Source organism: Limnohabitans sp. TS-CS-82, from assembly GCF_002943475.1.
This window is the reverse complement of record NZ_PTQX01000016.1, coordinates 100604-127083: the sequence shown is the minus strand read 5'-3', so window position 1 is coordinate 127083 and position 26480 is coordinate 100604. Positions and strand designations below refer to the sequence as shown.

Annotated in this window: 34 protein-coding genes and 1 pseudogene; 23 read left to right on the top strand and 12 right to left on the bottom strand. The window is 54.7% G+C overall.

Going from position 1 to position 26480, the window contains the following annotated elements; translation table 11 throughout:
• Positions 1-196 precede the first annotated feature (196 nt).
• Positions 197-517, top strand: coding sequence for a DUF3579 domain-containing protein (locus tag C5F52_RS24685; protein ID WP_104801022.1), 321 nt, complete (start codon positions 197-199; stop codon positions 515-517).
• 145 nt (positions 518-662) lie between these two features.
• Here C5F52_RS24685 and rpsT read toward each other — a convergent pair whose 3' ends face one another.
• Complete coding sequence (gene rpsT, locus C5F52_RS24680) at positions 663-962, bottom strand: 30S ribosomal protein S20 (protein ID WP_104801021.1); 300 nt, start codon at positions 960-962, stop codon at positions 663-665.
• Positions 963-1034: 72 nt separating this feature from the next.
• Here rpsT and murJ point away from each other — a divergent pair, with 72 nt between their 5' ends.
• The 5 genes and pseudogenes from murJ (at position 1035) to C5F52_RS24660 (ending at position 5345) form a co-directional block, all read left to right on the top strand.
• On the top strand, positions 1035-2600 hold the full coding sequence (gene murJ / locus C5F52_RS24675) for a murein biosynthesis integral membrane protein MurJ (RefSeq protein ID WP_104801020.1): 1566 nt from the start codon (positions 1035-1037) through the stop codon (positions 2598-2600).
• Positions 2601-2615: 15 nt separating this feature from the next.
• Positions 2616-3320 (top strand): annotated as a pseudogene (locus C5F52_RS24670) (SirB1 family protein); the annotation flags it as partial.
• A 213-nt stretch (positions 3321-3533) separates the two neighbouring features.
• Positions 3534-4469: a hypothetical protein gene (locus tag C5F52_RS24665; RefSeq protein ID WP_104801018.1), complete on the top strand. Its 936-nt coding sequence runs from the start codon at positions 3534-3536 to the stop codon at positions 4467-4469.
• Positions 4470-4505: 36 nt separating this feature from the next.
• Positions 4506-4889, top strand: coding sequence for a hypothetical protein (locus C5F52_RS29775; RefSeq protein ID WP_146100154.1), 384 nt, complete (start codon positions 4506-4508; stop codon positions 4887-4889).
• Positions 4890-4901: 12 nt separating this feature from the next.
• The gene (locus tag C5F52_RS24660) at positions 4902-5345 is read left to right on the top strand and encodes a hypothetical protein (RefSeq protein WP_104801017.1); all 444 of its coding nucleotides are present in this window, start codon (positions 4902-4904) and stop codon (positions 5343-5345) included.
• A 67-nt stretch (positions 5346-5412) separates the two neighbouring features.
• Here C5F52_RS24660 and purM read toward each other — a convergent pair whose 3' ends face one another.
• Positions 5413-6441, bottom strand: coding sequence for a phosphoribosylformylglycinamidine cyclo-ligase (purM, locus tag C5F52_RS24655; RefSeq protein WP_104801016.1), 1029 nt, complete (start codon positions 6439-6441; stop codon positions 5413-5415).
• A gap of 94 nt (positions 6442-6535) precedes the next feature.
• On the opposite strand from purM, the gene C5F52_RS24650 reads away from it, so the two are divergent.
• The 8 genes from C5F52_RS24650 (at position 6536) to C5F52_RS24615 (ending at position 13129) form a co-directional block, all read left to right on the top strand.
• Positions 6536-7609: an AI-2E family transporter gene (locus tag C5F52_RS24650; protein WP_104801015.1), complete on the top strand. Its 1074-nt coding sequence runs from the start codon at positions 6536-6538 to the stop codon at positions 7607-7609.
• 6 nt (positions 7610-7615) lie between these two features.
• Complete coding sequence (gene hda / locus C5F52_RS24645) at positions 7616-8302, top strand: DnaA regulatory inactivator Hda (protein WP_104801014.1); 687 nt, start codon at positions 7616-7618, stop codon at positions 8300-8302.
• Entirely contained in the window at positions 8302-8973 is a 672-nt protein-coding gene (locus C5F52_RS24640) for an HAD family phosphatase (protein WP_104801013.1), read from the top strand. The genes hda and C5F52_RS24640 overlap by 1 nt, the downstream gene beginning before the upstream one ends.
• Positions 8970-10514: a polynucleotide adenylyltransferase PcnB gene (gene pcnB / locus C5F52_RS24635; protein WP_104801012.1), complete on the top strand. Its 1545-nt coding sequence runs from the start codon at positions 8970-8972 to the stop codon at positions 10512-10514. The genes C5F52_RS24640 and pcnB overlap by 4 nt, the downstream gene beginning before the upstream one ends.
• A gap of 14 nt (positions 10515-10528) precedes the next feature.
• Positions 10529-10999 carry a 2-amino-4-hydroxy-6-hydroxymethyldihydropteridine diphosphokinase gene (gene folK / locus C5F52_RS24630; RefSeq protein WP_104801011.1) on the top strand — a complete coding sequence of 157 codons (471 nt, stop codon included), beginning with the start codon at positions 10529-10531 and terminating at the stop codon, positions 10997-10999.
• Between the two features lie 34 nt (positions 11000-11033).
• Positions 11034-11396 (top strand): DMT family protein, encoded by a 363-nt coding sequence (locus tag C5F52_RS24625; protein WP_104801010.1) that lies wholly within the window; start codon positions 11034-11036, stop codon positions 11394-11396.
• Positions 11397-11457: 61 nt separating this feature from the next.
• Entirely contained in the window at positions 11458-12105 is a 648-nt protein-coding gene (locus tag C5F52_RS24620; RefSeq protein ID WP_104801009.1) for a DUF47 domain-containing protein, read from the top strand.
• Between the two features lie 13 nt (positions 12106-12118).
• Positions 12119-13129, top strand: a complete 1011-nt coding sequence (locus C5F52_RS24615; protein WP_104801008.1) for an inorganic phosphate transporter — start codon at positions 12119-12121, stop codon at positions 13127-13129.
• Here C5F52_RS24615 and C5F52_RS24610 read toward each other — a convergent pair whose 3' ends face one another.
• Positions 13130-13576, bottom strand: a complete 447-nt coding sequence (locus C5F52_RS24610) for a TM2 domain-containing protein (RefSeq protein ID WP_104801007.1) — start codon at positions 13574-13576, stop codon at positions 13130-13132.
• A 107-nt stretch (positions 13577-13683) separates the two neighbouring features.
• Between C5F52_RS24610 and rpsP the strand changes: the two genes are divergently transcribed.
• From rpsP to C5F52_RS24580, 6 genes are all read left to right on the top strand, one after another.
• Positions 13684-13938: a 30S ribosomal protein S16 gene (gene rpsP / locus C5F52_RS24605; RefSeq protein WP_104801059.1), complete on the top strand. Its 255-nt coding sequence runs from the start codon at positions 13684-13686 to the stop codon at positions 13936-13938.
• An 18-nt stretch (positions 13939-13956) separates the two neighbouring features.
• A complete protein-coding gene (gene rimM / locus C5F52_RS24600) occupies positions 13957-14520 on the top strand; it encodes a ribosome maturation factor RimM (RefSeq protein WP_104801058.1) in 564 nt (187 codons plus the stop codon).
• Positions 14521-14544: 24 nt separating this feature from the next.
• The gene (gene trmD / locus C5F52_RS24595; protein WP_104801006.1) at positions 14545-15306 is read left to right on the top strand and encodes a tRNA (guanosine(37)-N1)-methyltransferase TrmD; all 762 of its coding nucleotides are present in this window, start codon (positions 14545-14547) and stop codon (positions 15304-15306) included.
• Positions 15307-15398: 92 nt separating this feature from the next.
• Complete coding sequence (gene rplS, locus C5F52_RS24590; RefSeq protein ID WP_104801005.1) at positions 15399-15794, top strand: 50S ribosomal protein L19; 396 nt, start codon at positions 15399-15401, stop codon at positions 15792-15794.
• A gap of 57 nt (positions 15795-15851) precedes the next feature.
• Entirely contained in the window at positions 15852-16526 is a 675-nt protein-coding gene (locus C5F52_RS24585) for a CoA pyrophosphatase (protein WP_104801004.1), read from the top strand.
• 39 nt (positions 16527-16565) lie between these two features.
• Positions 16566-17528 carry a CobD/CbiB family protein gene (locus C5F52_RS24580; RefSeq protein WP_104801003.1) on the top strand — a complete coding sequence of 321 codons (963 nt, stop codon included), beginning with the start codon at positions 16566-16568 and terminating at the stop codon, positions 17526-17528.
• Positions 17529-17582: 54 nt separating this feature from the next.
• On the opposite strand, the gene rsgA is transcribed toward C5F52_RS24580, so the two are convergent.
• Complete coding sequence (gene rsgA / locus C5F52_RS24575; RefSeq protein WP_104801002.1) at positions 17583-18470, bottom strand: ribosome small subunit-dependent GTPase A; 888 nt, start codon at positions 18468-18470, stop codon at positions 17583-17585.
• Entirely contained in the window at positions 18467-19723 is a 1257-nt protein-coding gene (locus C5F52_RS24570) for a M48 family metallopeptidase (RefSeq protein ID WP_104801057.1), read from the bottom strand. The genes rsgA and C5F52_RS24570 overlap by 4 nt, the downstream gene beginning before the upstream one ends.
• A 56-nt stretch (positions 19724-19779) precedes the next feature.
• Here C5F52_RS24570 and orn point away from each other — a divergent pair, with 56 nt between their 5' ends.
• Both orn and C5F52_RS24560 read left to right on the top strand, forming a co-directional pair.
• The gene (gene orn / locus C5F52_RS24565; RefSeq protein WP_104801001.1) at positions 19780-20370 is read left to right on the top strand and encodes an oligoribonuclease; all 591 of its coding nucleotides are present in this window, start codon (positions 19780-19782) and stop codon (positions 20368-20370) included.
• A gap of 217 nt (positions 20371-20587) precedes the next feature.
• Positions 20588-22558, top strand: coding sequence for a DEAD/DEAH box helicase (locus tag C5F52_RS24560; protein WP_104801000.1), 1971 nt, complete (start codon positions 20588-20590; stop codon positions 22556-22558).
• A gap of 111 nt (positions 22559-22669) precedes the next feature.
• Here the strand turns inward: C5F52_RS24560 and C5F52_RS24555 are convergent, their stop codons facing one another.
• From C5F52_RS24555 to C5F52_RS24545, 4 genes are read right to left on the bottom strand one after another with little or no spacing between them, the layout of a single operon-like run.
• Positions 22670-23269, bottom strand: coding sequence for a 2-hydroxychromene-2-carboxylate isomerase (locus tag C5F52_RS24555; protein ID WP_104800999.1), 600 nt, complete (start codon positions 23267-23269; stop codon positions 22670-22672).
• A gap of 21 nt (positions 23270-23290) precedes the next feature.
• On the bottom strand, positions 23291-23428 hold the full coding sequence (locus tag C5F52_RS29955; protein WP_161499763.1) for a hypothetical protein: 138 nt from the start codon (positions 23426-23428) through the stop codon (positions 23291-23293).
• Between the two features lie 16 nt (positions 23429-23444).
• Positions 23445-23660 (bottom strand): SlyX family protein, encoded by a 216-nt coding sequence (locus tag C5F52_RS24550; RefSeq protein ID WP_104800998.1) that lies wholly within the window; start codon positions 23658-23660, stop codon positions 23445-23447.
• Between the two features lie 13 nt (positions 23661-23673).
• Positions 23674-24273, bottom strand: coding sequence for a hypothetical protein (locus C5F52_RS24545; protein WP_104800997.1), 600 nt, complete (start codon positions 24271-24273; stop codon positions 23674-23676).
• 100 nt (positions 24274-24373) lie between these two features.
• Here C5F52_RS24545 and C5F52_RS30090 point away from each other — a divergent pair, with 100 nt between their 5' ends.
• On the top strand, positions 24374-24544 hold the full coding sequence (locus C5F52_RS30090; protein ID WP_170108465.1) for a hypothetical protein: 171 nt from the start codon (positions 24374-24376) through the stop codon (positions 24542-24544).
• A gap of 74 nt (positions 24545-24618) precedes the next feature.
• Here C5F52_RS30090 and minE read toward each other — a convergent pair whose 3' ends face one another.
• The 3 genes from minE to minC are packed head-to-tail and all read right to left on the bottom strand — an operon-like array spanning position 24619 to position 26477.
• On the bottom strand, positions 24619-24870 hold the full coding sequence (minE, locus tag C5F52_RS24540; RefSeq protein ID WP_104800996.1) for a cell division topological specificity factor MinE: 252 nt from the start codon (positions 24868-24870) through the stop codon (positions 24619-24621).
• Positions 24871-24873: 3 nt separating this feature from the next.
• Positions 24874-25689 (bottom strand): septum site-determining protein MinD, encoded by an 816-nt coding sequence (minD, locus tag C5F52_RS24535; protein WP_104800995.1) that lies wholly within the window; start codon positions 25687-25689, stop codon positions 24874-24876.
• Positions 25690-25730: 41 nt separating this feature from the next.
• On the bottom strand, positions 25731-26477 hold the full coding sequence (gene minC / locus C5F52_RS24530; RefSeq protein ID WP_104800994.1) for a septum site-determining protein MinC: 747 nt from the start codon (positions 26475-26477) through the stop codon (positions 25731-25733).
• Positions 26478-26480 lie beyond the last annotated feature (3 nt).

The window sequence follows — 26480 nt, the reverse complement described above, 5'->3', positions numbered from 1 at the left end:
AGGTACTCCAAAAAGAAAACGACCCAACGAAGGTTGAGCCGTTGAAGGGTGATTTTAGAGGCAGAGCTGTGACAAAACAGTGGCAAATCAGAGGTCATGAAAATGCCACAAGTCTTATATAAGATAGAATACTAGTCACCCTAGCGACTGAGGGAGATCCCCCGTTCGCCACGCAACTGTTTTCAGCCTCTACCCGATGGTTTCACACTCCGCCAAAGAAGTTTTTATTCTGGGTATCACCCAAGATGGACGCACGTTTCGCCCCAGCGATTGGGCCGAGCGTTTGGCGGGCGTGATGAGCCAATTCCGCCCGGGCGGCGCCACCCCTGGCAGCCATTTGAGCTATTCGCCTTGGTGTGTGCCCAACACGCTGGACAACAAAAAATGTGTGATCGTTCACACCGACTTGCGCGACGAAGAACCCATGGCCTGGAACTTCGTGATGAACTTTGCCCGTGATAACAATTTGCAAGTTGTTGAGGCTTGTTTGCTGCCTGAGCACCCACCTGCGGTTTAAGTCTCTGGCCCAATGGCCAGGCCTTCAAAAACGAATAGGCAACAAAAAACCCGCTCAAGAGCGGGTTTTTGCTTTTTCTTTGCTGACAGCGCACCCGTTACAAACGGCGGGCTGAACGTTCAGCCCGGGCTGGTTGCCTAATAAATTAGGCGGCGAGTGCCAAGGCTTTCACCTTGGTAGACAAGCGGCTCTTATCGCGAGCTGCTTTGTTTTTGTGGAAGATGCCTTTGTCAGCAATCGTGTCCACAACCGCTTGCATCTTGGCAAACAGTTCGGTAGCTTTGGTTTTGTCGCCAGCGATGACAGCTTTTTCGACGTTCTTCACCGCAGTGCGGTACTTCGAGCGCAACGATGTGTTGGCAGCGTTGATTTTGATGTCCTGACGGACGCGTTTACGGCCTGATGCCAGGCGTGGGTTCTTTTTCTTGGGTTTGGCTGAAGCCATGATAGTTTCCTTATGTGTCTGAGGATGATGTCAGCAAAGCCTGCGATTGTAGCAAATCGCTACACTCATCACGTGTCACTGTTCAAATCTGCCTCCATCGTCTCGGGCTTGACCCTGGTTTCCCGCATCACTGGGCTGATGCGCGAACTGCTGATTGCCTCGACCTTTGGGGCCAGCGCCCTGACCGACGCCTTTAATGTGGCGTTTCGCATCCCCAATTTGTTCCGACGTCTGTTTGCCGAAGGTGCCTTCAGCCAAGCCTTTGTGCCCGTGTTGGCCGCCAGCCGCCAACAGCATGGTGATGACGCCACCCATGTGTTGATCAACCAAGTGGCCACCCTGCTGATTTGGGCCTTGTTCATCACTTCAGTGTTTGGCGTTTTGGCTGCACCTTGGTTGGTGTGGGCCATGGCCAGTGGTTTGCAGCAGTCGCCCGAGGGTTTTGAGGTGGCGGTGGTGATGACGCGCTTTATGTTTCCGTACATCGCTTTTATGTCGTTGGTGGCTTTGGCCGCAGGGGTACTCAACACTTGGAAGCGTTTTGCTGTGCCAGCTGCCACGCCTGTGTTGCTGAACGTGTCCATGATTGCCGCTGCATGGTGGGGCGGCCCATGGTTTGGAACTTTGGGTGTGCCCCCGATTTATGCCTTGGCCGTGGGCGTGATGCTGGGCGGTGTGGCCCAGCTCAGTATTCAGCTTTTGGCGTTGCGCCGTTTGGGTATGTTGCCCCGCATGGGCCTCAGCTGGCGTGCGGTGCGCGAGGCTTGGGGCGGCGAAGGCCCCAAACGCATCTTGCAGCTGATGGTGCCTGCTTTGCTGGGCGTGAGCGTGGCGCAGATTTCTTTGCTCATCAACACGCAAATCGCCTCGCACCTCATGGCTGGTAGTGTGAGTTGGCTCAGTTATGCAGACCGTTTGATGGAATTCCCCACCGCTTTGCTGGGTGTGGCTTTAGGCGTGGTGCTGATGCCTCAGCTGTCGGCGGCGAAGGCGGCCAACGACACTGCCAAATATTCAGACATGCTTGACTGGGGCTTGCGCCTAGTGCTGCTGCTGGCGCTGCCGTGTGCCTTGGCCTTGCTGATTTTTTCTAAGGCCTTGGTCGCTGTTCTTTATAACTACGGCGCATTTAGTGCCCACGATGTGCAGCAAACCACACTGGCGCTGATGGGCTACGGCGTAGGCTTGCTCGGGCTGGTGGCCATCAAGGTGCTGGCGCCTGGCTATTACGCCAGTCAAGACATTCGCACGCCGGTGCGCATTGCCGTGGTGGTGCTGATCATCACGCAGTTGTTTAACGTGGCATTGGTTCCATACTTCGCGCATGCTGGCTTGGCCTTGTCGATTGGCTTGGGCGCGTTGGTCAACGCAGCTTGGCTGCTGTGGGGCTTGCGCAAGAATGGTACGTATGTGATGAGCGAGGGTTGGTTGCGTTTTGTGTTGCAAGTGTTGGTAGCGTGTGCCGTGTTGGCCGCATGGCTGTGGTGGTCGGCCCAGCATTGGGATTGGACGGCTTTGCACGCCACGCCGCTGTTGCGCGTGGGTTTGATGGCCGGTGTGCTGGCTGTGAGTGCATTGCTGTACTTTGCGACACTCACCATCACCGGCTTGAAACTGCGTACGTTGTTGCGCCGATAAAAAAGGGGCAGAGCTATGGATTTCAAACTCGAAGTACCCACTGCCTTGGAATACTTTGCCTCGTTGGTGCAAAGCGATGAGCAGTTCCCCTTGCTTGAAGCCGCCGCCAGCTTGGCCCAAGACGAATACCCAGAGCTAGACATTCAAGAGGTGCTGGATCTGGTGGATCAGCTCAGCAGTCGCCTCAAACAACGCTTGCCCTCAGATGCAGGTGCCTTGCAGAAGCTGCGCTTGCTCAATAAGTTCTTTTTTGAGGAACATGGTTTCAGCGGCAACCTCAACAACTACTACGACCCCGACAACAGCTACTTGCATGTCATGCTGCGCACGCGCCGTGGTATTCCTATCAGCTTGGCGGTGTTGTGGCTAGAGCTGGCGCAAAGCATCGGGCTGCGTGCGCAAGGTGTAGGCTTTCCGGGGCACTTCTTAGTCAAAGTTCGTTTGCCTTTCCCGAACGAAGGGCAGGTGGTGATTGACCCATTCACGGGTGAGTCGCTCAGCAAAGAAGATTTGTCCGCGCGCTTGGTGCCCTTGCACGCCGAGTCGGGCTTGTTGCGTGATGGCCATGTGTCTGACGAGTTGCTCAAACACTATTTACGCGCCGCCACGCCACGCGAAATCGTGGCGCGCATGCTGCGCAACTTGGAAGAGGTGTACACATCTCACCAAGACCCAGAGCGCTTGCTGTTGGTACGGCAAAGGTTGATGGTGCTGCTGCCGCAGGTTGGTGATAAGGATTGAAAATCCGCTTGTCGGCAGTTCGATTCTGCCCTAGGCCGCCAGAGATAAGGCTCTCCACGTGAAAGCCTTTAAAAACCATTAAAGTTTCGACTTTAGTGGTTTCTTTCGACAGTACGGTTCAAGGCAGCCTCTAGCAAGGAAGTCTTTCGCATTGATAGATTAAGATGAAATTACAGTTCCTAAGGAGGTAGCGTGAGAGAGAGTTTTCGCCTTTACAACCATTTCAGGGACGGCAGCATAAACCGTAGGTATCACAAATTCCTCTACACGGCTGCTCTAAGACTGGGTGTCATTCCTAAAGTGGTCAGTGGGGTGACTGAGTTCCTCTTTGAAGGGCAACCTTACGTTGAAATAGACGCACACAACGGAAATGAATCATTCTTAGGCTCACTCCGTGTGAATGGTGAACTTTTCAGAGACATTGTTTTCATCGCAAAAATGAAGACAACTGGACGATATGACTTCATTACATTCTGGCCTGTAGTTCAACATCCTGATGCACATAAGAGCTATACCGATCCGCTGGTCGATACAGCTATGGATGGCACACCATTCGATATTGAGGTCGTTGCCGACAAGATGCATAAGCACTTCGCTGAGAATGCTGGTGTATCACCAGCAACGCTAATGAAGCTCATATACGAAGATGCCAACGAGAGCATTCGTGCGGCAGCAGAAAAGCTCGGAACTTTGTTGGATGAGGCTTTAGAAATATCCAAACAAGAGTCTGAGCGTGCAAATCGTGAAAAAGATCGAGCAGATAAGCTTGCGATTGATGCTGAAGGTTTCAAGCAAGATGCCGAACTTCAAAGAAAGAGGAGTACAGAGTTGGAAAAAGAAAATGAAGAGCTTAGGAAGGCTGCTTACATAGCCCCACCGCCAAATGAACAATTAGTGGTTTCCGAAAAAATTAAGCTCGTACGAGCATTTGAAGGTGTTCAAGGAAAATTTAATCAGCGTGCCGTAGTGCTTGAGATGAGTGACGGCACAACGCGCTCAAACAATTGGGCGAGAGGACTTGACGAAAGGCTAGCCTACGCAAAGAGCTTAGAAGGGCACTACATCACGACGGACGTATGGGGTGGATACGATGGTAAGAAGTGGTACAAAAATATCTATCAGGCTTAGCATTTCATTAACCGTGATGCACGAATAAGGCAACGAATGAAACTTGCATTAACTAAGCAGCTGTTCGCGATAAGTCAGAGTTTGCCAATAGGCGAAACATTTGACTCAAAAGGAAACTTGTTATCTTCTAAAAGCGCGGATGGGCACTTTGTGCAAAATACCTATGATGAAAACGGTAACGACACTTCATATTTGAACTCGGCAACGCAGTTTCTATCAGAGAAAACTTATGACGGTAATGGTCGTCAACTTTCATACAAAGACAATGGCGGTGGATTTACTAAGTGCGAATATGATGAAAATGGATTTCAGACTTTGTATGAAATGGGTCGATTTGACAAAGTACATCTGTGGTGGAAAAGAACCTACGATAAAAACGGTAATGTACTGACTACGAACGGAAACAGCTCGATAAAGTAAATAGGAAAAATAATGAAAAAAATTCCAGAAGTAGAAAAGCCAAAATTTTTTAATGCAATCTATCAAGCCTATTGCAGAGCAGAATCAACAGGCCTTGTCGCACCAGTAAATTTCACAGCATTAGCCGATATCATTCAAATTCAAATTTTGCTTTCGCAGCAGTCAAATTTGCTTTGCTTCGAAATACCAAAAAGGCTTCAGCGTACATTGATTGACATATCGCATAGTACGAAAAGCGAGTACAGCACTAAGTTTGGAGCAGACAGCGATACATTAATCATTGAGTTCGAAAATAAAAGCTCTCTTGACAATGTGATTCAAATTTTTGAAATGATTCGTACCCAGAACAAAAGAGCCTACGATGCACCTGACCTCTATCTTGGGGAGGCTGAACTCAATTTAGATTATGTGCGTGATGTATTGCGCGGCATCATTTTGCAAGTTGAGACTGCTTAAGGTTTATGAGTTTGCCGAGGTAAATGAGACATTCATATCAAGTAGTTTGAGGTTTGCACGGGGAGGTTTAAGCCACCACCACCGCAGGGCCATCACCCAGTTCTGCAATCACCCCAATGGTGTGCACTTGTTCGCCATGGGCCTTCAGGATCTCGGTGCAAGCTGCTGCGTGGGCGGCGTCAATGACCACCACCATGCCAATGCCGTTGTTGAACGTGCGGTTCATTTCGATGTCGTCAATGCCCGCTGTGTTTTGCAACCAAGCAAACAGCTCGGTTTGTGGCCAGCTGCCTTTTTTCAGGTGAGCGGCTGTGCCTTCGGGTAACACGCGTGGGATGTTCTCCAGCAAGCCGCCACCGGTGATGTGAGCCAAGGCCTTGATGGGGGTCTCGGCCAAAGCAGCCAACACGCTCTTCACATACAAGCGGGTAGGGGCCATGATGGCTTCTTTGAAGGGCTTGCCGTCCAAGGTGGCGGGGGCGTTGGCGCCTGCGCGGTCAATCACCTTGCGTACCAATGAGAAGCCGTTGGAGTGCACGCCAGCCGAAGCCAAGCCGAGCACTACATCGCCTGGCTTGACGTTTTGGCCGGTCAAGATTTTGGATTTTTCCACCGCACCCACGGCAAAGCCGGCGAGGTCGTATTCGCCGTCTGGGTACATGCCGGGCATTTCAGCGGTTTCGCCGCCAATCAAGGCGCAGCCTGACAGCTCGCAGCCTTTGGCAATTCCGCCCACCACCGCAGCGGCGGTGTCGATGTGCAATTTGCCGCAAGCAAAGTAGTCGAGGAAGAACAGGGGTTCAGCGCCTTGCACCAACACGTCGTTCACGCTCATGGCCACCAAGTCGATGCCCACGGTGTCGTGCATTTGCCATTCAAAGGCCAGCTTGAGCTTGGTGCCCACGCCGTCAGTGCCACTCACCAGCACAGGTTCTTTGTAGCGCTTGGGCACTTCAAACAAGGCGCCAAAACCGCCGATGCCAGCCAATACGCCCTCGCGCATGGTTTTCTTGGCCAAGGGTTTGATGCGTTCGACCAAGGCATCACCTGCGACGATGTCGACGCCGGCGTCTTTGTAGGAGAGGGGTTTGTTCATAGTGAAGAGGTGCTGGGGCGCTGCCAAGATGGGCGTGGATTGTGCGCCGATAGAATCAAACGGTAATTTTAAAGCCAACCCCTTCACACGCTGTATGCAATTCACCCCCGCTCAACAACATGCCTTGGCTTGGACTGGCCTCGCAGGCGCGACTGCGCTGGTCTTGTGGCTGTTGGGCCCTGTGTTGATGCCGTTTGTGGTGGCAGCTGTGTTGGCTTATGTGCTGAGCCCGATGGTGCGCGGCTTGCAGCGGTTGTGCGGCCGTCGTTTGCCCCGTTTGGTGGCGGTGGTGTTGGTAGAAGTTGTGTTTTTGCTGCTGCTGGTGGCTTTGTTCACTTTGCTGATCCCCATCTTGGCGAACGAGCTGCCCCGTATGCGTGACCAGCTGCCTGTGCTGGTTGAACGCTTGCAAACCGACATTGCACCTTGGTTGCAGGCCAAAGGTATTCCGGTCATGTTGGACAGTGCCAGCATCAAAGCCTTTGTGCTGCAAACCTTCAGCACCTCGTTTGACGATGGTTTCAAACAAGCCCTGACTTCGTTGCGCATTGGTGGCAGCGTGGCGCTGGCGGTGGTGGGCAACTTGGTGCTGATTCCGGTGGTGCTGTTTTATTTGTTGGTCGATTGGCACCGTTTTGTTCGCCACGTCGAGGCTTTGGTGCCTATGCCCGCACGTGAAGCCTATGACAGCTTTGTGAGCGAATGTGACGAAGTGCTAGGCCAATACTTGCGAGGTCAGTTGTCAGTCATGGCCTTGTTGGCTGTGTATTACAGCGTGGCCTTGTGGGCCTTTGGCTTGGAGCTGGCATTCCCGATTGGCGTGTTCACAGGCTTGGCGGTGTTTGTGCCGTATGTGGGTTTTGGTGTGGGCCTGGTCTTGGCCGTCTTGGCGGGTGTGTTGCAGTTTTCGCCTAGCGAGGCTTTGCTGATGGTGGCAGTTGTCTATGGCTTGGGCCAACTCATTGAGAGTTTTGTGCTTACGCCCCGCTTGGTGGGCGAGCGCATTGGCCTGCACCCGCTGCATGTGATTTTTGCCTTGATGGCGTTTGGCCAGTTGTTTGGTTTTGTCGGTGTGCTGGTGGCTTTGCCTGCCAGCGCCGTGTTGTTGGTGGCCATTCGCCGCTTGCGTGCGCAGTACCAAGCCAGCGCTTTGTACCGTGGTGTTTGAGTGCAGATGAAGCAAATCGCACTCGACATTGGTTTGGCCCCCGGCCCGACGCTCAAAAACTTTTTCGCAGGCCCCAATCAAGCAGCGTTGCAGCACTTGCAACTGTGGGTGGGCAACGACAAGCGCTCACCCGTGCCCACGTATGTTTGGGGTGAAGGCGGAAGTGGAAAAACCCATTTGCTACGCGCCGCGCAAGCCGCGTTGCGCGACCAAGGTTGCTCCGTGGGTTGGATGGATGCCGCGGTGACCGAGCCCTCGGCTTTCAATGACGCATGGCGCGTGGTCATCTTGGACGATGTGCACCTCTACACCGCTGTGCAGCAGCACGCCGCCTTCAATTGGTTTGTGAACGCCACCACGCCCAGCGATGGCCAGCAGCGTTGGGTGTTGGCTGCTGGCAATGTGCCGCCCAGCGACTTGGCCCTGCGCGAAGACTTGCGCACCCGTTTGGGCTGGGGTCATATTTTTCAATTGCAGGTGCTCAGCGAGCCTGAACGCCGGGCCGTGCTGCGCCAACAGGCCGATGACCGAGGTGTGTTTTTAAGCGACGAGGTGATGGACTTCATGCTCAATCGCTTCAGTCGCGACCTCAGCAGCCTCATTCAACTCCTCGATCAACTTGATGGTTACGCCTTGCAAACACAACGCGCCATCACCATCCCGTTGATCAAAGCCATGCTGGAAGCCATGTGATGAAACTCGCCTTATTTGACCTCGACCACACTTTGTTGCCGATTGACTCTGACCAATCGTGGGGCGAATTCACTGTGCGTTTGGGCTGGCATGCGCGTGATGCGTTCATCCAACGCAACGACGAGTTTTATGCCCACTACCAAGCCGGCACTTTGGATATTCACGACTACGTGCGTTTTGCCTCCGAGGCGTTTTGCCAGCGCGGGCCAGATGTGGCAGCTGAGGCCCATGCGCAATTCATGCGCGAAGTGATTCAGCCCGCCATTCGCCCCGAAGCGCTGGCGCTGGTGAAAAAACACAAGGATGCAGGCGATCGCGTCATCATCATCACCGCCACCAACGAGTTTGTGACCCGCCCAATCGCCAAAGCCTTTGGCGTGGATGAGTTGATTGCGGTGGAGCTGGTACGCGACGCCAAGGGCTGGTTCACCAACGAAATCAGCGGTGTGCCCACCCTGCGTGAAGGCAAAGTGCAACGTCTGCAACAATGGCTCATACGCGAAGGCTTGGACTGGGCCGATGTAGAGACCACCTTCTACAGCGATTCCCGCAACGATTTGCCCCTGTTGGAGCGCGTCAACCACCCCGTGGCGACCAACCCCGACAACACACTGCGCGCCGTGGCCTTGGAAAAAGGCTGGCCGATTTTGGAACTGTTCCCAAAACAATGATCAAACAATTCATCAACAAGCTGATGGGCAAGTCGCCCGCCAGCACGCTGCCCAGCTTAGGCAAACGCCATGTGGTGCCTGCCAAGGTGCACGGCATCAACGTCGATTGGGTGGACGAACGCGCCCTGAACGTGGTGCGTACCCTGCAAGACCGCGGCTTTGAGGCCTATATCGTGGGTGGTGCGGTGCGCGACTTGTTGTTGGGGCTCAAACCTAAAGACTTTGACGTGGCCACCAACGCCACGCCTGAGCAAGTCAAAGCTGCATTCCGTCGTGCCTTCATCATTGGCCGACGCTTCCGCATCGTGCACGTGGTGTACGGCCGAGGCCGTGAGCATGAAGTGATTGAGGTGTCGACCTTCCGTGCGCACCTAGACAACACCGAAGCCGAGCAAGTCAAAGGCAACGAACGCAGCAGCAAACAAGAGCTGGCGAATATGAAGCACGCCGTGGACGCCAGCGGCCGTGTGTTGCGCGACAACGTGTGGGGTCCACAAGACCAAGACGCGGCGCGCCGTGACTTCACCATCAACGCCATGTACTACGACCCCGAAACGGGCAACGTGATCGACTACCACGGCGGCATTGCCGACGCGAAGAAAAAAGTCATCCGCATGATTGGCGACCCTGCCACGCGCTACCGCGAAGACCCTGTGCGCGTGATTCGCGCCGTGCGTTTTGCCGCCAAGCTCTCGGTCTTGGGTTTCAAGATGGAAGCAAAGACGGCAGCTCCTTTGAAGAAAGCCGCCAAGCTGCTGGCCGATGTGCCGCAAAGCCGCTTGTTTGATGAAATGCTCAAACTCTTGCAAACCGGCCACGCGCTGGCCAGCATTGAGCAACTCAAGCAACACGGTTTGGCCAAAGGTATTTACCCGCTGCTCGACATCGTGGTCGAGCGTGCCAGCGAACAATTTGTCACCACCGCTTTGAATGACACCGATCGCCGTGTTGGCGAGGGCAAGCCCGTGGCTCCAAGCTTCTTGCTGGCTTGCGTGTTGTGGTCAGATGTGCGCGAAACATGGGCGCATCGCAGCGTCAAACAGCCATCGTTCCCGGCCTTGCAAGATGCGATTGACGAAGTGTTTGACTCTCGCATTGGCGATGTGTCCGGTCGCGGCAAGCTTGGCGCGGACATGCGCGAAATTTGGATGATGCAGCCGCGCTTTGAAAAGCGCACAGGCAGCGGCCCTTGGACCTTGGTAGATCAATCGCGCTTCCGTGCTGGCTTTGACTTCATGCGCTTGCGTGCGGATGTGGGCGAGGTGGACGAAGCCTTGTCGGATTGGTGGCAAGAGTTCAGCGTGGCCAGTGACAGCGAGCGCGAAGACCTGCTTCAGCAAGTGCGCCAAGAACAACAAAAAGCCCAACGTGCACCACGCGTGCATGCGGTGCGTCGTGCGCCAAAACCTGAAGGCGAAGACCCACGTTTCCGTGAGGTGGAGCCCGAAGGTGAAGAGGGTGCCGCGTCGCCTGCCAAAAAACGCCGCCGTCGCCGTCGCAAGCCCACGGGCGAAGCCGGTGGCTCACCCGCCGCCGAATAAGCGGAGACTTCGCCATGTCAGCAACACCCGTCATGGCGTGTGTGGCCCTCGGCGCCAACTTGGGCGACGCGGTGGCCACGGTGCAGCAAGCCTTGCGCGATGTGGCGGCCTTGCCAGAGACGCGGCTGCTCAAAGCTTCGTCCCTCTACCGCAGCGCTCCCTACGAGGCGCAAGGGCCAGACTTCATCAATGCGGTGGCCTTGGTTTATACCCAGCTCAGCCCACTGGCGCTGTTGCATGCCTTGCAAGCGCTGGAGTTGCAATGTGGTCGTGAGCGGCCTTTTAAGAATGCACCTCGCACGCTGGACCTTGACATCATTTTTTACGGTGATGTGTCGCTGGATACGCCTGAGCTGACTTTGCCGCACCCGCGCTGGCAGGAGCGTGCTTTTGTCTTGCAGCCCTTGGCCGAAGTTTGGCCGGAGCGTGTCAGTGCCGTGCAGTTGGCTGGGGTGAAAGACCAAGCCATCCAGCGCATGGCCTGAGGCCCTGCTTCATCTCACGACCGACGGATTTGCCATGAACTTCTCTGCCATTCCCCTCGCTTTGCAAGCGGTGTTGTTGCTGGTCGCAGCCAACGTGTTCATGACGTTTGCTTGGTACGGCCACCTCAAGAGCCTGGCCAACTCGCCTTGGTACACAGCGGCATTGGTGAGCTGGGGCATTGCGCTGATGGAGTATTTGCTGCAAGTGCCGGCCAACCGCATTGGGTTTCATGAAGCGGGCTTGCAAGTAGGGCAGCTCAAAATCATGCAAGAAGTGATCACTTTGGCAATCTTTGTGCCGTTCTCCGTCTTTTTCTTGAATGAGCCACTGAAATTGGATTATTTGTGGGCTGGGTTATGCATGGTGGGGGCTGTGTATTTCATCTTTCGCACGTGAGCTGGGTTTACACTTCCGTGTCATTTAACTGTCACAAATAAGTCATCCACAGGAGATCCAAATGCTGTTTGGAAAGTTGCTGCCCACCGAGGGCAATTTTTTCGTCATGTTCAACCAGCACGCTGATCGCATCGTCGAAGCTGCGCATGCTTTTTCAAATTTGGTGGCCAATTACGGTGACGCCAATTTGCGTGACAAATACAACCAAGAGGTAGACAACGCTGAGCGTGCCGCCGATCGCATCACACACGAGTGCAATGTGGCGATTCACAAAACCTTCATCACCCCCATCGATCGCGAGCAAATTCACTCGCTCATCAACACCATGGACGATGTGGCCGACTTGATTCAAGACAGCGCTGAAACCATGGCTTTGTATGACGTGCGCGTCATGAATGAAGAGATCGTCCGTTTGACAGACCTGAGCTTGAAGTGTTGCGAGCGCTTGCGCGATGCGGTGTACATGTTGGAAAAAATCTCTGACCACAACACGGCAGAGGCGGCCCTCAAGACGTGTGAAGAAATCGACAAGCTCGAGTCAGATGCCGATCGCGTGATGCGCGGCGCGATGAGCAAGTTGTTCCGCGAAGAGCCTGATGTGCGTGAAGTGATCAAACTCAAAGCCATTTATCAGTTGTTGGAAACCATCACGGACAAGTGTGAAGACGTGGCCAACTTGATCGAGGGCATCGTCCTCGAAAACTCTTAATCACGAGCGCCGTATGGAAACCGTACAAACCGCCTTTTGGGTGGTCGCTTTGTTGGTAGTGTTGGCCCTGATGTTCGATTTCATGAACGGCTTTCACGATGCTGCCAATTCAATTGCGACTGTGGTGTCAACGGGGGTGTTAAAGCCCGGTCAGGCCGTGTTGTTTGCTGCCTTCTTTAACTTCGTCGCCATTTTTATTTTCCATTTGAGCGTTGCTGCCACCGTGGGCAAAGGGATCGTGCAGCCCGGCATCGTCGACACCCATGTGGTGTTTGGGGCGCTGGTGGGAGCGATCACTTGGAACGTCATCACTTGGTACTACGGCATCCCCAGTAGTTCGTCGCATGCGTTGATTGGTGGTATTTCGGGCGCTGTGATTGCCAAAGCAGGCACGGGCGCCTTGATTTCTGCTGGCATTTTCAAGACCGTGGCGTTTATTTTTGTGTCGCCTTTGTTGGGCTTCACACTTGGCTCGTTGATGATGGTGGCGGTGGCTTGGATTTTCCGCAGCTTCCGTCCTTCACGCGTGGACAAGTGGTTCCGTCGCTTGCAGCTGGTGTCTGCGGGCGCTTACAGCTTGGGCCACGGCGGTAACGATGCGCAAAAAACCATTGGCATCATTTGGATGTTGCTGCTGGCCACGGGCTATGCCTCGGCCGATGACAAGTCACCACCCAGCTGGACCATCGTGAGTTGTTACATGGCGATTGGCTTGGGCACCATGTTTGGTGGCTGGCGCATTGTGAAGACCATGGGTCAAAAGATCACCAAGCTCAAGCCGGTGGGTGGTTTTTGCGCGGAAACAGGCGGTGCCATGACGCTGTTCTTGGCGACAGGCCTGGGTATCCCCGTTTCAACGACGCACACCATCACGGGTGCCATCGTGGGCGTGGGCTCTACGCAACGCGCCAGTGCCGTGCGTTGGGGTGTAGCTGGCGGCATTGTGTGGGCTTGGATTTTGACGATTCCCGCCAGTGCCTTTGTGGCTGGCGTGGCGTATTGGATCAGCCTGCAGATTTTTTAATTATTCCGACAGCTCTTTGGCCGCTTCGATTTGGTATTCGAAGTAGCGTTGAAAGCTGAACACGATGCTCGACATGAGCACCGTGGTGCCAATCAATAAGGCAAATGCAATCGCACCGATGGTCAACCAATTGGTTTGACCAGCCGGTGCGTCTTTGTTTTCGGTGCCGTTGAAACGTGTATTCCAAGCTTCCGGCGTCATCAGGCCATACACGATGGCGTTCAAGGCGCAGGCCGCAAAGGTGAAGCCTGCGATGGGAATGAGCCACCAACTGGCGACATCGTCTAAACCGTATTGCTGGACCCGCTCGACCCCGTAAAAGCCCAGGGCCGTTGGAATGGGCAACAACCAGCCCAGGGTGTCCCACAGGCCAAACAGGTAAAAGCGATGAAGGCCAAAAGGGCCGCCTAAGAAGGCCAACCAGGCTGCAATTGTTTTATTTTTCATAGCCTGAGTGTAGAGCGCTATAATGGAAGGCTTTTCAGCGTGTCGCAGGCCGGGTGGCTTAGCGCGTGTCTCAAACGTTGAAAAAAATTCCACCCGAAGGATTCATCATGGTCGTCATCCGACTTTCACGCGGCGGTTCTAAAGCCCGTCCGTTTTTTAACATTGTTGTTGCCGACAAGCGCGATCGTCGCGACGGCCGTTTCATTGAGCGCATTGGTTTTTACAACCCAATCGCCAAAGGTCAAGCTGAAAGCTTGCGCGTTGCGCATGACCGTTTGAACCACTGGACCAGCGTGGGCGCTCAGTGCTCTCCTACCGTGATCCGTTTGGTCAAGCAAGCTGCTGCTAAGGTTGCTGCTTAATTGAACAAAGGCAATGCAATGATGCTGAACCTTGAGTCTGCGGAACTTCCTGCGGACGCCATCGAGGTTGGGCGCATTGCAGATGCTTGGGGCATCAAAGGCTGGTTCAAGGTCTTGCCCCACAGCGCTTCTCCGGAAGCGCTTTTTTCTTCCAAGCGTTGGTTTTTACAACCCTCGGAAAGAGGTGCCAAGACCTTTGCTGGTACCGTGCTTCTGAAAATCATCGAAGCCAAAGAACATTCTGATTCTGTGGTGGCCACGGCCCAAGAGGTGCCCGACCGCAACACTGCAGAACTGCTCAAAGGCGCACGCATTTTTGTGTCGCGTGCCAGCTTTCCCACCCCTGCGACAGACGAGTACTACTGGGTCGACCTGATTGGCCTTGATGTGGTCAACCGCGAAGGCGTGGCGCTTGGCGCTGTGCGTGAGCTGTTGCATACAGGTCCACAAACCGTGTTAGTACTTGCTTACGAGGAAGATGGCAAGGCTCAAGAGCGCATGATTCCTTTTGTGTCTGCCTACATCGACACCGTCGATTTGGCTGGACGCCGCATCACCGCCGATTGGCAGCCCGATTACTAAATCGGCCCGTCCAAGGCCATCGCCATGCGCTTTGACATCATCACCCTGTTTCCTGAACTGTTTGAGCCGTTTTTAAAAATCGGCATCACACGTCGCGCCTACGAGGCTGGACTGGTGGATGTGCGCTTGTGGAACCCCCGTGATTACGCCGAAGGCAATTACCGTCGTGTGGACGACCGCCCCTTTGGCGGTGGCCCTGGCATGGTGATGATGGCCGAGCCCCTGTCTGCCTGTTTGGCTGCCATTCGTGCCGATCGTGCCCAAGGCCGTGATCTGGCACCGCTGGTGTTGTTCTCGCCCATTGGCGAGACGCTGCGCCACTCTGCCGTACAGCACTGGTCAGACAGCCAAGGCGCAGTGTTGTTGTGTGGCCGCTATGAAGGCGTGGACCAACGCTTCATCGACACCCATGTGGACCTGCAAATCAGCGTGGGCGACTTTGTGCTGTCCGGTGGTGAGATTGCCGCCATGACCCTGCTGGATGCCGTGGCCCGCTTGCAGCCTGGCGTACTTAGTGACGAAGGCAGCCATCAGCTCGATAGCTTTAACCCTGCTTTGGATGGTTTGTTGGACTGCCAGCATTACACCCGTCCCGAGCAATGGGAAGGGCAGGGTGTGCCTGCCGTGCTGGTGTCTGGCCATCACATCAACATCGAGCGCTGGCGCCGTGACCAACGTTTGTTGCTCACTGCGCGCCTGCGCCCAGAGCTGATTGATGCAGCACGCGCCGAGGCCAAGCTCACAGCCCAAGATGAGGCTGTTTTGAAGGCTCAAAACTCGCTATAATGGTGGGCTTTTCGATCCTCTGGTCGGCCGCTTCGCGCCTTTGTTGCAAGAAGCCTTTTGTGTAGCGCGACCAAGATCCTTTAGAGGAAATCATGAACTTAATCCAAACTCTCGAGGCAGAAGAAATTGCTCGCCTCGCCAAAGTTATCCCCGAATTCGCACCTGGCGACACAGTCATTGTGAGCGTCAACGTGGTTGAAGGTACACGCAAGCGTGTGCAGGCCTACGAAGGTGTGGTGATCGCCAAGCGTAACCGTGGCCTCAACAGCGGCTTCACAGTTCGCAAAATGTCCAGCGGTGAAGGCGTGGAGCGTACGTTCCAAACTTACAGCCCATTGATCGCGAGCATCGAAGTCAAGCGTCGCGGTGATGTGCGTCGTGCCAAGTTGTATTACTTGCGCGACCGTAGCGGTAAGTCTGCTCGTATCAAAGAAAAATTGGTCAGCAAGTCGGCCGCAGCGCTCAAAGCCGCAGCAGCCGCTAAATAAGCAGGTCTCACCTTGCTTAGAAGCCACCCCAAGTGAAAGCTTGCGGTGGCTTTTTCTATGTCCAAGCTCCCAGTCTTTGATCCCCAACAAGTTCCCGTCTTCCAAGTGGATGCGCACTTGCAAGCCGTGCCTGCGCACCACCTCACGCCTGCGGCTTTGCAGGCACGCTTTGCCAACCCACCTGCGTGGCAGCCCGAATTGGTGCGCGAGCGCAAGTTCATGGACCGCGCACCCGCCCAAGCCGCAGTGTTGCTGGGGCTGGTGATGCGTGACGAACCTACGGTGTTGCTGACCCAGCGACCTGCGCACATGTCTACGCATGCAGGGCAAATCGCCTTTGCAGGTGGCAAGTGTGACGAGGGCGATGCCGATGTGGCTGCCACCGCTTTGCGTGAGGCGCAGGAAGAGGTTGGGCTAGAAGCGCACCATGTGCAGGTGCTGGGTACTTTGCCTGAATACGTGACAGGCTCAGCTTTTTATGTGACGCCTGTAGTGGCTTTGATTTCGCCAGATATGACGTTGCAGCTCAACACCCACGAGGTGGCAGATGCGTTTGAAGTGCCCTTGGCTTTTTTGATGAACCCCGCCAACCACCGCTGGCATCGCTACGAGTTTGAGGGGGTCACCCGCGAGTGGCTGTCCATGCCTTACCAAGACGGTGAGCAACTGCGCTTTGTATGGGGCGCGACCGCTGGCATGCTGCGCAACTTTTACCGTTTCTTGCGGGCTTGAGGCTCTTAAATTGCGTGTACCTACCGCTATCATCCGACTATGAGTTTTCTATCCCTGCTCCTCGCGTTGTTGATTGAACAAGCCCGTCCTTTGGTACGCGGCAATTGGGTGCACGGCACAGTGCGCTCGTGGGCCAATTGGATCAGCCAGACCTTAGATGCAGGCCACCCCCGTTTGGCGTGGACCACTTGGTCATTGGCTGTGGGCTTGCCTGCCGTCATCGCCACTTTGGTGCATTGGTTTTTGATCGGCGTGTTTGGCTGGCCTGTAGCCATGATTTGGAGCGTGGCGGTGTTGTATGTCACCTTGGGTTTCCGTCAGTTCAGCCACCATTTCACCGACATTCGTGATGCCTTGGATGTGGGCGATGAGCGCTTAGCGCGTGAGTTGCTAGCTGAGTGGCAACATGTCGAAGTTGACAACTTGCCACGCAGCGAGTTGCTGCGTCATGTGATTGAGCATTCGGTGCTCTCGGCACACCACCATGTGTTTGGTGTGCTCACTTGGTTCTCTGTGCTCGCTGCCTTGGGCTTTGGCCCCGCAGGCGCTGTGATTTACCGCATGAGCGAGATGGTGTCGCACGCATGGCGTGCTGCGCCCAAACCTTCCAAAGGCTGGGTGAGCGATACCTTGCAAAACGCCGCACATGAAGCGTGGCGTCGTGTGGATTGGTTGCCTGCACGGTTGACCGCTGTAGCCTTTGCTGTGGTGGGTAACTTTGAAGAAGCCATCGACTGCTGGCGCAACCACGCGCAGCGTTTCCCCGACGACAACGACGGCGTAGTCCTGGCCGCCACAGCGGGGGCGTTGAATGTGCGTTTGGGCGGTGAAGCTTTGCGTGCAGATGATGCCAGCGAAGTCCACGATCAAGACAGTGAAAGTACGCCAGGCCGCACACCTGAGATGGCGCATTTGTCTAGCGTGGTGGGTTTGGTTTGGCGCAGCGTCGTGTTGTGGATGGTGTTGCTGGCCTTGCTTACTTTGGCCCGCTTACTGGGCTAAACCCCAAGGATCAGCGCAACATTGAATCGTTCGCTGATGAACACCCATCACAGGCTAGTAATTCACAGGCTGCGTGAGCTCGGCAAACAGCATGCCGTATAGCTTGTAGCGCGAGGGGCTGATAGCCCCAGCAGCTGCTGCGTCTTGCACACCACATGAAGGCTCGTGCAAATGCGTGCAGTTGTAAAACTTGCAGTTCGCCACATGCGGTTTGAAGTCTGGCATGTAGGCCGCCAACTGCATGGCATCAATGTGATGCACCCCAAACTCTTGAAAGCCCGGTGAGTCAATCAATCCTGTTTTGCGCTCAGCATCGACCCAGTGCCAGGTGGTTGATGTGGTGGTGTGTTTGCCTGAATTGAGTGCTTGCGAAATCTCTGCCGTGGCCACATTGGCGTTGGGCACAAGAGCGTTGATGAGCGTGCTTTTGCCTGTGCCTGAGGGCCCAAGCACCAAGGTGGTTTTGTGTTTTAGGCGTTCAGGCAAGTCGCCTAAATCACCCGATTTAAAGGCACCTTGCAGCACGGTATAGCCCATCTTCACATAAGGCTCTAAGCGGGCGAGGGCGCGGGCATGCAACTCGGTCAAGTCACGCTTGTTGAGCACGATGAGGGGCTTGATATGTTCGGCTTCCGCAGCAATCAAAGCACGCGTGAGCTGCATTTCAGAGAACTCTGGCTCAGCCGCCAACAGAATCAACACTTGGTCTAAGTTGGCCGCAAACGATTTGGTTCGAATCTCGTCTTGTCGGTAAAACAAGTTGTGGCGCGGCTCCACTTTTTCAATCGTGCCTTCGTCGGTGCTGGCCAACCATTGCACACGATCGCCCACGACCACCTGGCTTTTCTTGCCTCGCGGGTGGCAAATGCGGCGCTCACCATCGGGTGTTTCCACCACGCAATGTCGTCCGTGGCTGGCCACCACTAAGCCGGTTTGCTTCATGCGGCCATCCGCGCCAAGCGCTGTGAAGCAGGCGGGTGCGAGTAGTAAAACGCAACGTACCAAGGGTCGGGCGTGAGGGTGGAGGCATTGTCTTGGTAGAGCTTGAGCAGGGCGTTGGCCAGTGCTTTGCCATCGCTGTTGGTCACTGCATAAGCATCGGCTTCAAACTCAAACTTGCGTGAGCGACATGCCGACAAAGGCGACACAAAGAAGGTGAACAAAGGCAGCACCAGCATGAACAACAACAAGGCCAATGCGCTGTTGTTGTCGTTCAAATTGGGCATCACGCCGAGGCCTGTGTAAAACCAAACTTGTTGCGACACCCAGCCCAGCAAAGCAAGACCAGCAAGGCTGGTGGCAAAGCTGGTGGCCATCATTTTCAAAATGTGACGATGTTTGAAGTGGCCCAGTTCGTGGGCCAACACAGCTTCCATTTCATCGCCATTGAGTTTGGCCAGCAGGGTGTCGAAAAACACCACGCGTTTGGCGGCACCAAAGCCTGTGAAGAAAGCATTCGAGTGGGCCGAGCGGCGGCTGCCGTCCATTACAAAAAAGCCCTTGGCAGTAAAGCCAGAGCGTGTCATCAGCGCGGTGACGCGCTCTTTGAGCGTGGCGTCTTCCAGAGGTGTGAATTTGTTGAACAAGGGCATGATGACGTTCGGTGCAATCCACATCACAAACAGTTGGTATACCACCAAGGCAGCCCAGGTGTAGAGCCACCACAGAGAGCCACCTGCTTGCATGAGCCACAACACCAGCCAAAGAATAGGCAATCCCAACACCATGCCAACCAACAAGCCTTTGAGCATGTCGCTCACCCACAGCTTGGGCGTAGTGTTGTTAAAGCCAAAGCGTTGTTCAACACCAAAGGTTTGAAACAGTGACAAAGGCAAACCTATCAAGCCACCAATCAGGCTAAAGCTCACCACCAGCGTGATTTGCTGGCCCATGCCTTCGCCCATCGAGTCCAGCGTGACTTGGTTGAGCAGGTCCAACCCGCCGAGCAGTGTCCACGCCACCAAGGTGAGGGCATCCAGCCCCATATCGGCTACGCCCACACGCGCTTTGGCCATGGTGTAGTCGGCGGCTTTTTGGTGAGCCTCTAGGCTGATGGTGTGTGCGAAAGCCGCAGGCACTTGAGAGCGGTGTTGCGCCACGTGACGCACTTGACGGCCGCTGAGCCAGAGTTTGGTAAGCAGGTTGGCCACCAGCAGAACTGCCAGTGTCAAGGTCATCGCGAGAGAGGGATTCATCATGGGGGAGGAGTTTAGATGAAGCTGCCCGTGTGCGATGGGCGACAATCTAGCCCATGTCTGAAGTTGCAACCACTCCTGTTACCCCTGTCGTCCCCAAACTCGCCAAGTCAGACCTGAACTTGGTTTGGCTCGATTGCGAAATGTCTGGCCTTGACCCCGAGCGCGAGCGCTTGCTTGAAATCGCGGTCATCGTCACCAGCCCCGATTTGTCGGTGCGCATTGAAGGCCCAGTGTTTGTGATTCACCAAAGCGACGAGTTGCTGAGCAAGATGGACGCATGGAACAAAGGCACACACGGCAAGAGCGGGCTGATTGACAAAGTCAAAGCCTCCACCGTGACCGAAGAACAAGCGCAAGAGCAACTCATTGCCTTCATGAAGCCCTATGTATCCAAAGGCGTGTCGCCCATGTGTGGCAATACCATTGGTCAAGATCGCCGCTTCTTGAACAAATACATGCCCAAGCTCGAAGCCTGGTTTCACTACCGCAATGTGGATGTGAGCACCCTCAAAGAGCTGTCACGTCGCTGGAAGCCCGAGGTCTTGAACGCCTTTAAAAAGGCGCAGAAACATACGGCCTTGGCCGATGTGCACGAGTCGATTGACGAGATGATTCACTACCGTGAACACTTTTTGAAACTTTAATTAGGTAAAAACCCGAATTCGTGCCATAATTGCGGTCTTCGCTACAAAGCCGTAGCGAATTTGTACATCTCCCTTCATTCACCGGGCTCGCCAAATGAGCCCCAAGCACTGAATAAACCCCCAGCGGGTCAGAGCAGGTTCCGTTTGATGGTTGATGTTTTTTAACCTAGAACGGGGCAGCCGCACAACTTGCGGCGCTCACGTGCGAGAAAAAATCATGACTGACACTTTAAATGTGACAGGCGAATTTGCGCCTGCCGAAACTATTTCTATTCCCGCTCAAGAAGCGGTTTCTACTGAGGGCGTTCACACACCTGAAGTTGCTCACGCTGAAGCCGAAGCACCTAAAGTCGATGCGCCTAACGGCTTCGTCGAATTGGGTTTGGCTCCTGAGTTGGTGCAAGCCGTGGGCGATTTGGGCTACACCCAACCCACCACTGTTCAACTCAAAACCATTCCTTTGGCTTTGCCAAACGACAACGCTGATGCCAAAGCTGGCTTCATCGACTTGATGGTATCTAGCCAAACTGGTAGCGGCAAAACAGCTGCGTTCTTGTTGCCTGTGTTGCACACCTTGATTCAACAACAAGCCCAAGCCGAAGCTGCTGACAAAGCTGCTTGGGACAAGCTCGTGGCTGACGCTGCGGCCAATGGCGAAGAGCCACCTAAGCGCGCCAAGCGCAAAGACCCCACGAATACACGCAACTTCAAAGCCCCAACACCAGGCGCCTTGATCGTTTGCCCAACTCGCGAATTGGCACAACAAGTGGCGCACGACGCCATCGACTTGGTCAAGCATTGCCGTGGTTTGCGCGTAGCCAACGTGGTGGGCGGTATGCCTTACCAGTTGCAAATCGCCAAGTTGCAAAACGCTGACTTGGTTGTGGCCACACCTGGCCGTTTGCTCGACCTGCAACGCTCCATGCAAATCAAGTTGGACAAAGTCCAATTCTTGGTGGTGGACGAAGCCGACCGCATGTTGGACCTCGGTTTCTCTGATGACTTGGCTGAAATCAACCAACTCACCATCGACCGCAAGCAAACCATGATGTTCAGCGCTACGTTTGCGCCGCGCATTCAACAGTTGGCCACACGCGTCATGCGTCAACCACAACGCGTGCAAATCGACTCACCGCAAGAAAAGCACAACAACATTCGCCAAGTGCTGCATTGGGCTGATAACGCCCAACACAAGCGCCGTTTGTTGGACCACCTCTTGCGCGACACCACCATCAACCAAGCCATCATCTTCGCCAGCACCCAAATTGAGTGCGACGGCTTGGCCAATGACTTGCAACAAGAAGGCTTCTCTGCTGTGGCATTGCACGGCGCGTTGAGCCAAGGCTTGCGTAACCGCCGCTTGATGGCTTTGCGCCAAGGGCAAGTGCAGTTCTTGGTCGCCACTGACGTGGCTGCTCGCGGCATTGACGTGCCCACCATCACGCACGTGTTCAACTTTGGCTTGCCTATGAAGTCTGAGGATTACACCCACCGCATTGGCCGTACGGGTCGTGCTGGCCGTGATGGCTTGGCCATCACGTTGGCTGAGTTCCGCGACAAGCGCAAAATTTATGATATCGAAGCCTACACACGCCAGCAGTTCACTGCTGAAGTGATTCCAGGCATGGAGCCCACACAACGCGTTGAACAACGTGGCGGTGCTGGCCGTGACTACGACCGCAAAGGCGGCGGCAAGTTTGGCGGCGGCGGTGGACGTGGTGGCTTCGGCGGCGGTAACAAGTTTGGTGGCGGCGGTGGACGCTTCGAAGGCAACGGCCAAGGTCGCTTCGAGCCACGTTCGGAAGGTCGCTTCGAAGGCCGTCAAGACAATCACCGTTCTGACGCACCTCGTGGCAACAGCTTCGAGCCACGTCAAGGCGCACCACGCGGCAACTTTGGAGACAACCGCGGCTTCGGTGAAAACCGTGGTTTTGGCGGCGAAGGCCGCGGCGCACCTCGTGGCAACTTTGGCGAAGGCGCTCCACGCGGTAACTTCGGTGCTCCACGTAGCTTCGAAGACCGCGCTCCGCGCAGCTTTGATGACCGTGCCCCAGCACGTGGCCCACGCGCTCCGTTTGAAGCAGGCCGCACACCGTTTGACAAGCCAGCACGCCCAGCCGGTGGCAAGTCGTTTGGTGGTGGTTTTGACGCTAAAAAACGCGCACCTAAGCCACGTACACCTCGTTAATTAAGTGTCCGCCTAAACAGCGGGCTTAAAACGCATTCAGCCACCGCGTTGCACTTTGTGTGCAACTCCGGTGGCTGAATTGTTTGTGCGCCGTGTTTTGGGTTTGTACTTTTACGACTTGAGAGCGTTGGCTACAAAATCCAAACGGTCTTGGCCCCAGAACATCTCGCCATCAATCACATAAGTGGGGGCGCCAAACACTTGGGCATCGATCGCGCTTTGGGTGTAGCTGTCATAACGGGCTTGCACCTCGGGCGTATTGGACAGCGCCAAGCAGGCTGCATCTAACTTGTGTTCGCTCAGCAAGGCTGCCAGGGTGGCAGCATCAGCAATATCGCGTTCTTCGTGCCACACCGCAGCGAGTACCGCACCTGTGATGGCCAAGGCCGCATCTGTGCCGTGGTGCATGTCCACCGCAATGATGAGCTTGGCTGCAGGGTCGCCGGCTACAGGGAAAAACTTGGGGTGCAGATTCATTGGCAAGCTCAAGGCTTTGCTGAAACGTGCCATTTCTACCAGTCGATATGCTTGACGCTGTGGCGCACGTTTACCCAAAGGCAATCCACCGGAGATGGGAAACACTTGACCTAAGTCCATGGGCATGACACGTACCTTAGCACCTGCTGCTTTGGCGATTTGTACCAAACGTTGGTGGCCTAAATAAGTCCAAGGGCTTTGTGGGGCCAAATAGTAATCGACGGTTTTTGACATGGATGTCTCCTTTTGAAATTTTTAAATAAACACGATAGACAGCATGGCCGCATCGTCAATGAGGTTGATGACGGCGTAGGCGCTCAGCCGGTACAGCGTGGACAGTACAAGTTCACGCACTTCGTCCCCAGACGGCACCGCTTGCATGGTCTTCGTCATTGGCTTGATCGTAGGCTTAATAGTGGGGCGGTAGTTCATCACGCAGGCTGGTGAAGCCGCCCGATCCGCCGTCGGGTGTTTGTTGACGCAGTTGGCTCACTTCGCGAATGAGCGCATCGATCTGCTGCTGTTGCTGAAAGATGGTTTGGTTGAGTTGCTCCACCAAGTCTTCGGTGAAGCTGGCCTTGATTTCTAGGTCCATCAAGCGTTTGTCAATCTCGGTGTGTGGCATGTGTGCTGGCGTGTTATTCGCTGGTTTGATTGATTTCGGCCAGCTGGTTTCGCAGGCGCTCTAGCTCTTGCTTGTAGCTTTCGGCGTCACCAAAGTCCACAAAGCCGGTGTAGTAAGGGTGTGCTGCCATGATTTTTCGGGCATGTTTGATAGGGCACCAATACTGCTCGGTGCGCGCCACCACTTCGCGGCCATAGGCCATCAGGCCGTTGCCATACGAGCAGTACGCACAGTTGATTTTTTCAATCAGGTTGAGATAGGCCAAATGCGCGCGGTCGTACACAAAGTAGTCGCTGCGTTTCACGCGAGGAATGCCGTAGGCGCGAAAACAAATGTGCTGGTAGATCGTGACCGAGAGATCTAGCAACACCATGGGGAAAAACACGGCATAAATGATGGGTGCTGTCAGCGCGGTTCGCAAATCGGCAGAGAGGATGTATTTGAACAAGCCTGTTTTAAAGCGGCGCTGCTGTTCCAGCACCTCTCGCTCAAAGCGCACGCGCGTTTCTTCGAAATCGGCTTGCAGTTCAGCGCGCTTGCGCTTCATCTCTTGCTCGATTTCTCGCTCCATTTGTTGGATGCGGGCCAGTAATTCACTGATTTTTGGATTCATAAATCACCTTGTTTCACTAGATTATGGGCGGTTACATGCGAAAATGCAGCGAACCTGTGGCCTAATTAGGGCCTGTCACTTTTTTATTTGGAAAAATTTCATGGGAAACAAAATCGTCACCGAAGCCGATCGCCAACGCGCACCAAAGCCAATCCCCCTGCCAGGCACCATGCTGCGCACCGGTGGTCGTGGTCAACGTGTGAGTCTTGAGCGCGGTGTTGCGACACGTAGCAAAAAGAACCCTGGCAAGCGTTCAAACAAAGGCGGTTAATCCCCTTTTGCTTGTGAAAGCCAAATAAAAAGCGACCCTCGGGTCGCTTTTTGTTTTGTGGGCTATGAAGCTTTTTACTCTGGGAGTTCGATTTTGACTTCGAGCACTTCGAGGTTGTCATGACGCTCCAAATTGACCTTGATGTCGTTTGGATTGATCTTCACATATTTGGACAGAACGGCCACCAAGTCGCGCTGCAAATCAGGCAGGTAGTCTGGCTGCGGGTTGCGGCCTGTGCGTTCGTGGGTGAGGATGAACTGCAAACGTTCTTTGGCAACGTTCGCTGTTTTTTTCTTCTCACCAAGTAAGAGAGAGAGCAACGACATGGCTTACTTCCCGCCAAAAATACGTTTGAGCAAGCCTGGCTTGACGTGCTCAGTAAATCGCATGGGCAAATCTTCACCCAAGAAGCGGCTGATCACGTCTTTGTAGGCTTCGGACACATCGGTGTTTTCCAGATGAACCGCGGGCAAACCTTGGTTCGAAGCGGTCAACACAGTTTCTGATTCGGGAATCACACCGATCAAAGGAATGCGCAAGATGTCTTGGATGTCGTCTAGCGACAACATGTGACCTTCTTCCACGCGACTCGGGTTGTAGCGCGTGATGAGCAGGTGTTCTTTGATGGGTGTGTCGCCATCGATCGCTCGTTTGGTTTTGCTGCTGAGCATGCCCAAGATGCGGTCAGAGTCACGCACCGAAGACACTTCAGGGTTGGTGACAACCAAGGCTTCGTCGGCGAAGTGCATGGCCATCATGGCGCCCACTTCGATGCCGGCAGGGGAGTCGCACACGATGTAGTCGAACTTCATGTCTTTGAGTTCATTCAACACACGCTCCACGCCGTCTTGTGACAACGCATCTTTGTCGCGGGTTTGAGAGGCTGCGAGTACGAACAAGTTGTCGCACTGCTTGTCTTTGATCAAGGCTTGGTTCAGCGTGGCTTCACCGTTGATGACGTTGATGAAGTCATACACCACACGACGCTCGCAACCCATGATGAGGTCGAGGTTACGCAGGCCGACGTCAAAGTCGATGACCACCGTTTTGAAGCCGCGCAAGGCGAGGCCAGAGGAAAAACTGGCGCTGGTTGTGGTCTTGCCCACGCCGCCCTTGCCAGAAGTCACCACCACGATTTTTGTCATGAATAAAGCCCTAGTTGTTTCTGTTATTTAATTGCCGAATTTTACAGTGCTTGCATCACCAACTTATCGCCTTGAAGGCTGATTTGTGCGGCTTTGCCAGCCACATCGGCAGGTAAGGGCGCATCGCCACTGGTGCGGTAGGTGCCCGCAATCGAAAGCAGTTCTGCTTCAAGGCATGAAGTGAAGATGCGCGCTTGCTCATCACCACGTGCACCTGCGATGGCTTTGCCACGCAGTGGTGCGTAAACATGGATGTGACCATCGGCCATGATCTCTGCACCCGGGTTGACCATGGCCAACACGATCAGGTCGCGACCCTTGGCATACACGTGCTGACCAGAGCGCAGCGGCTTGTCGATGACCATGGCGGCGCCACCGCCCGTTTGTACTTCGCGTACCACTTCTACCTCTCGAATCACCTCTTGCACCACGGTTTCTACGCGCGGGGAGGCAGGCGCTTGAATGTTCAAATCACTGGCTTCAAACAAGCCCGCTTTGCGTGCGTTAGCTAATTGGTGTTCATTTGCGCCGCGCACAGCGACAGGCAGCATTTGGTGTGTGCGTAGCATCAGGCAGACCGATGGGAGGTCGAGCTGCTCGTGAGGATCTTCTAGGACGCTCAGATCGATTACCACAGGGTCGTTGTCAAAGAAGCCGGGGGTAGCACCCAGACGTCGTGCCATATCGGCTTGGAGGGCTGATGTGTCGGGAGTTTTGAGGAGAAAAGACACCAAGGGCAACGAGGCACTTTTGATTTCGTAGGCGTGTGGTGCGGCAGCTTGGCTCATGGA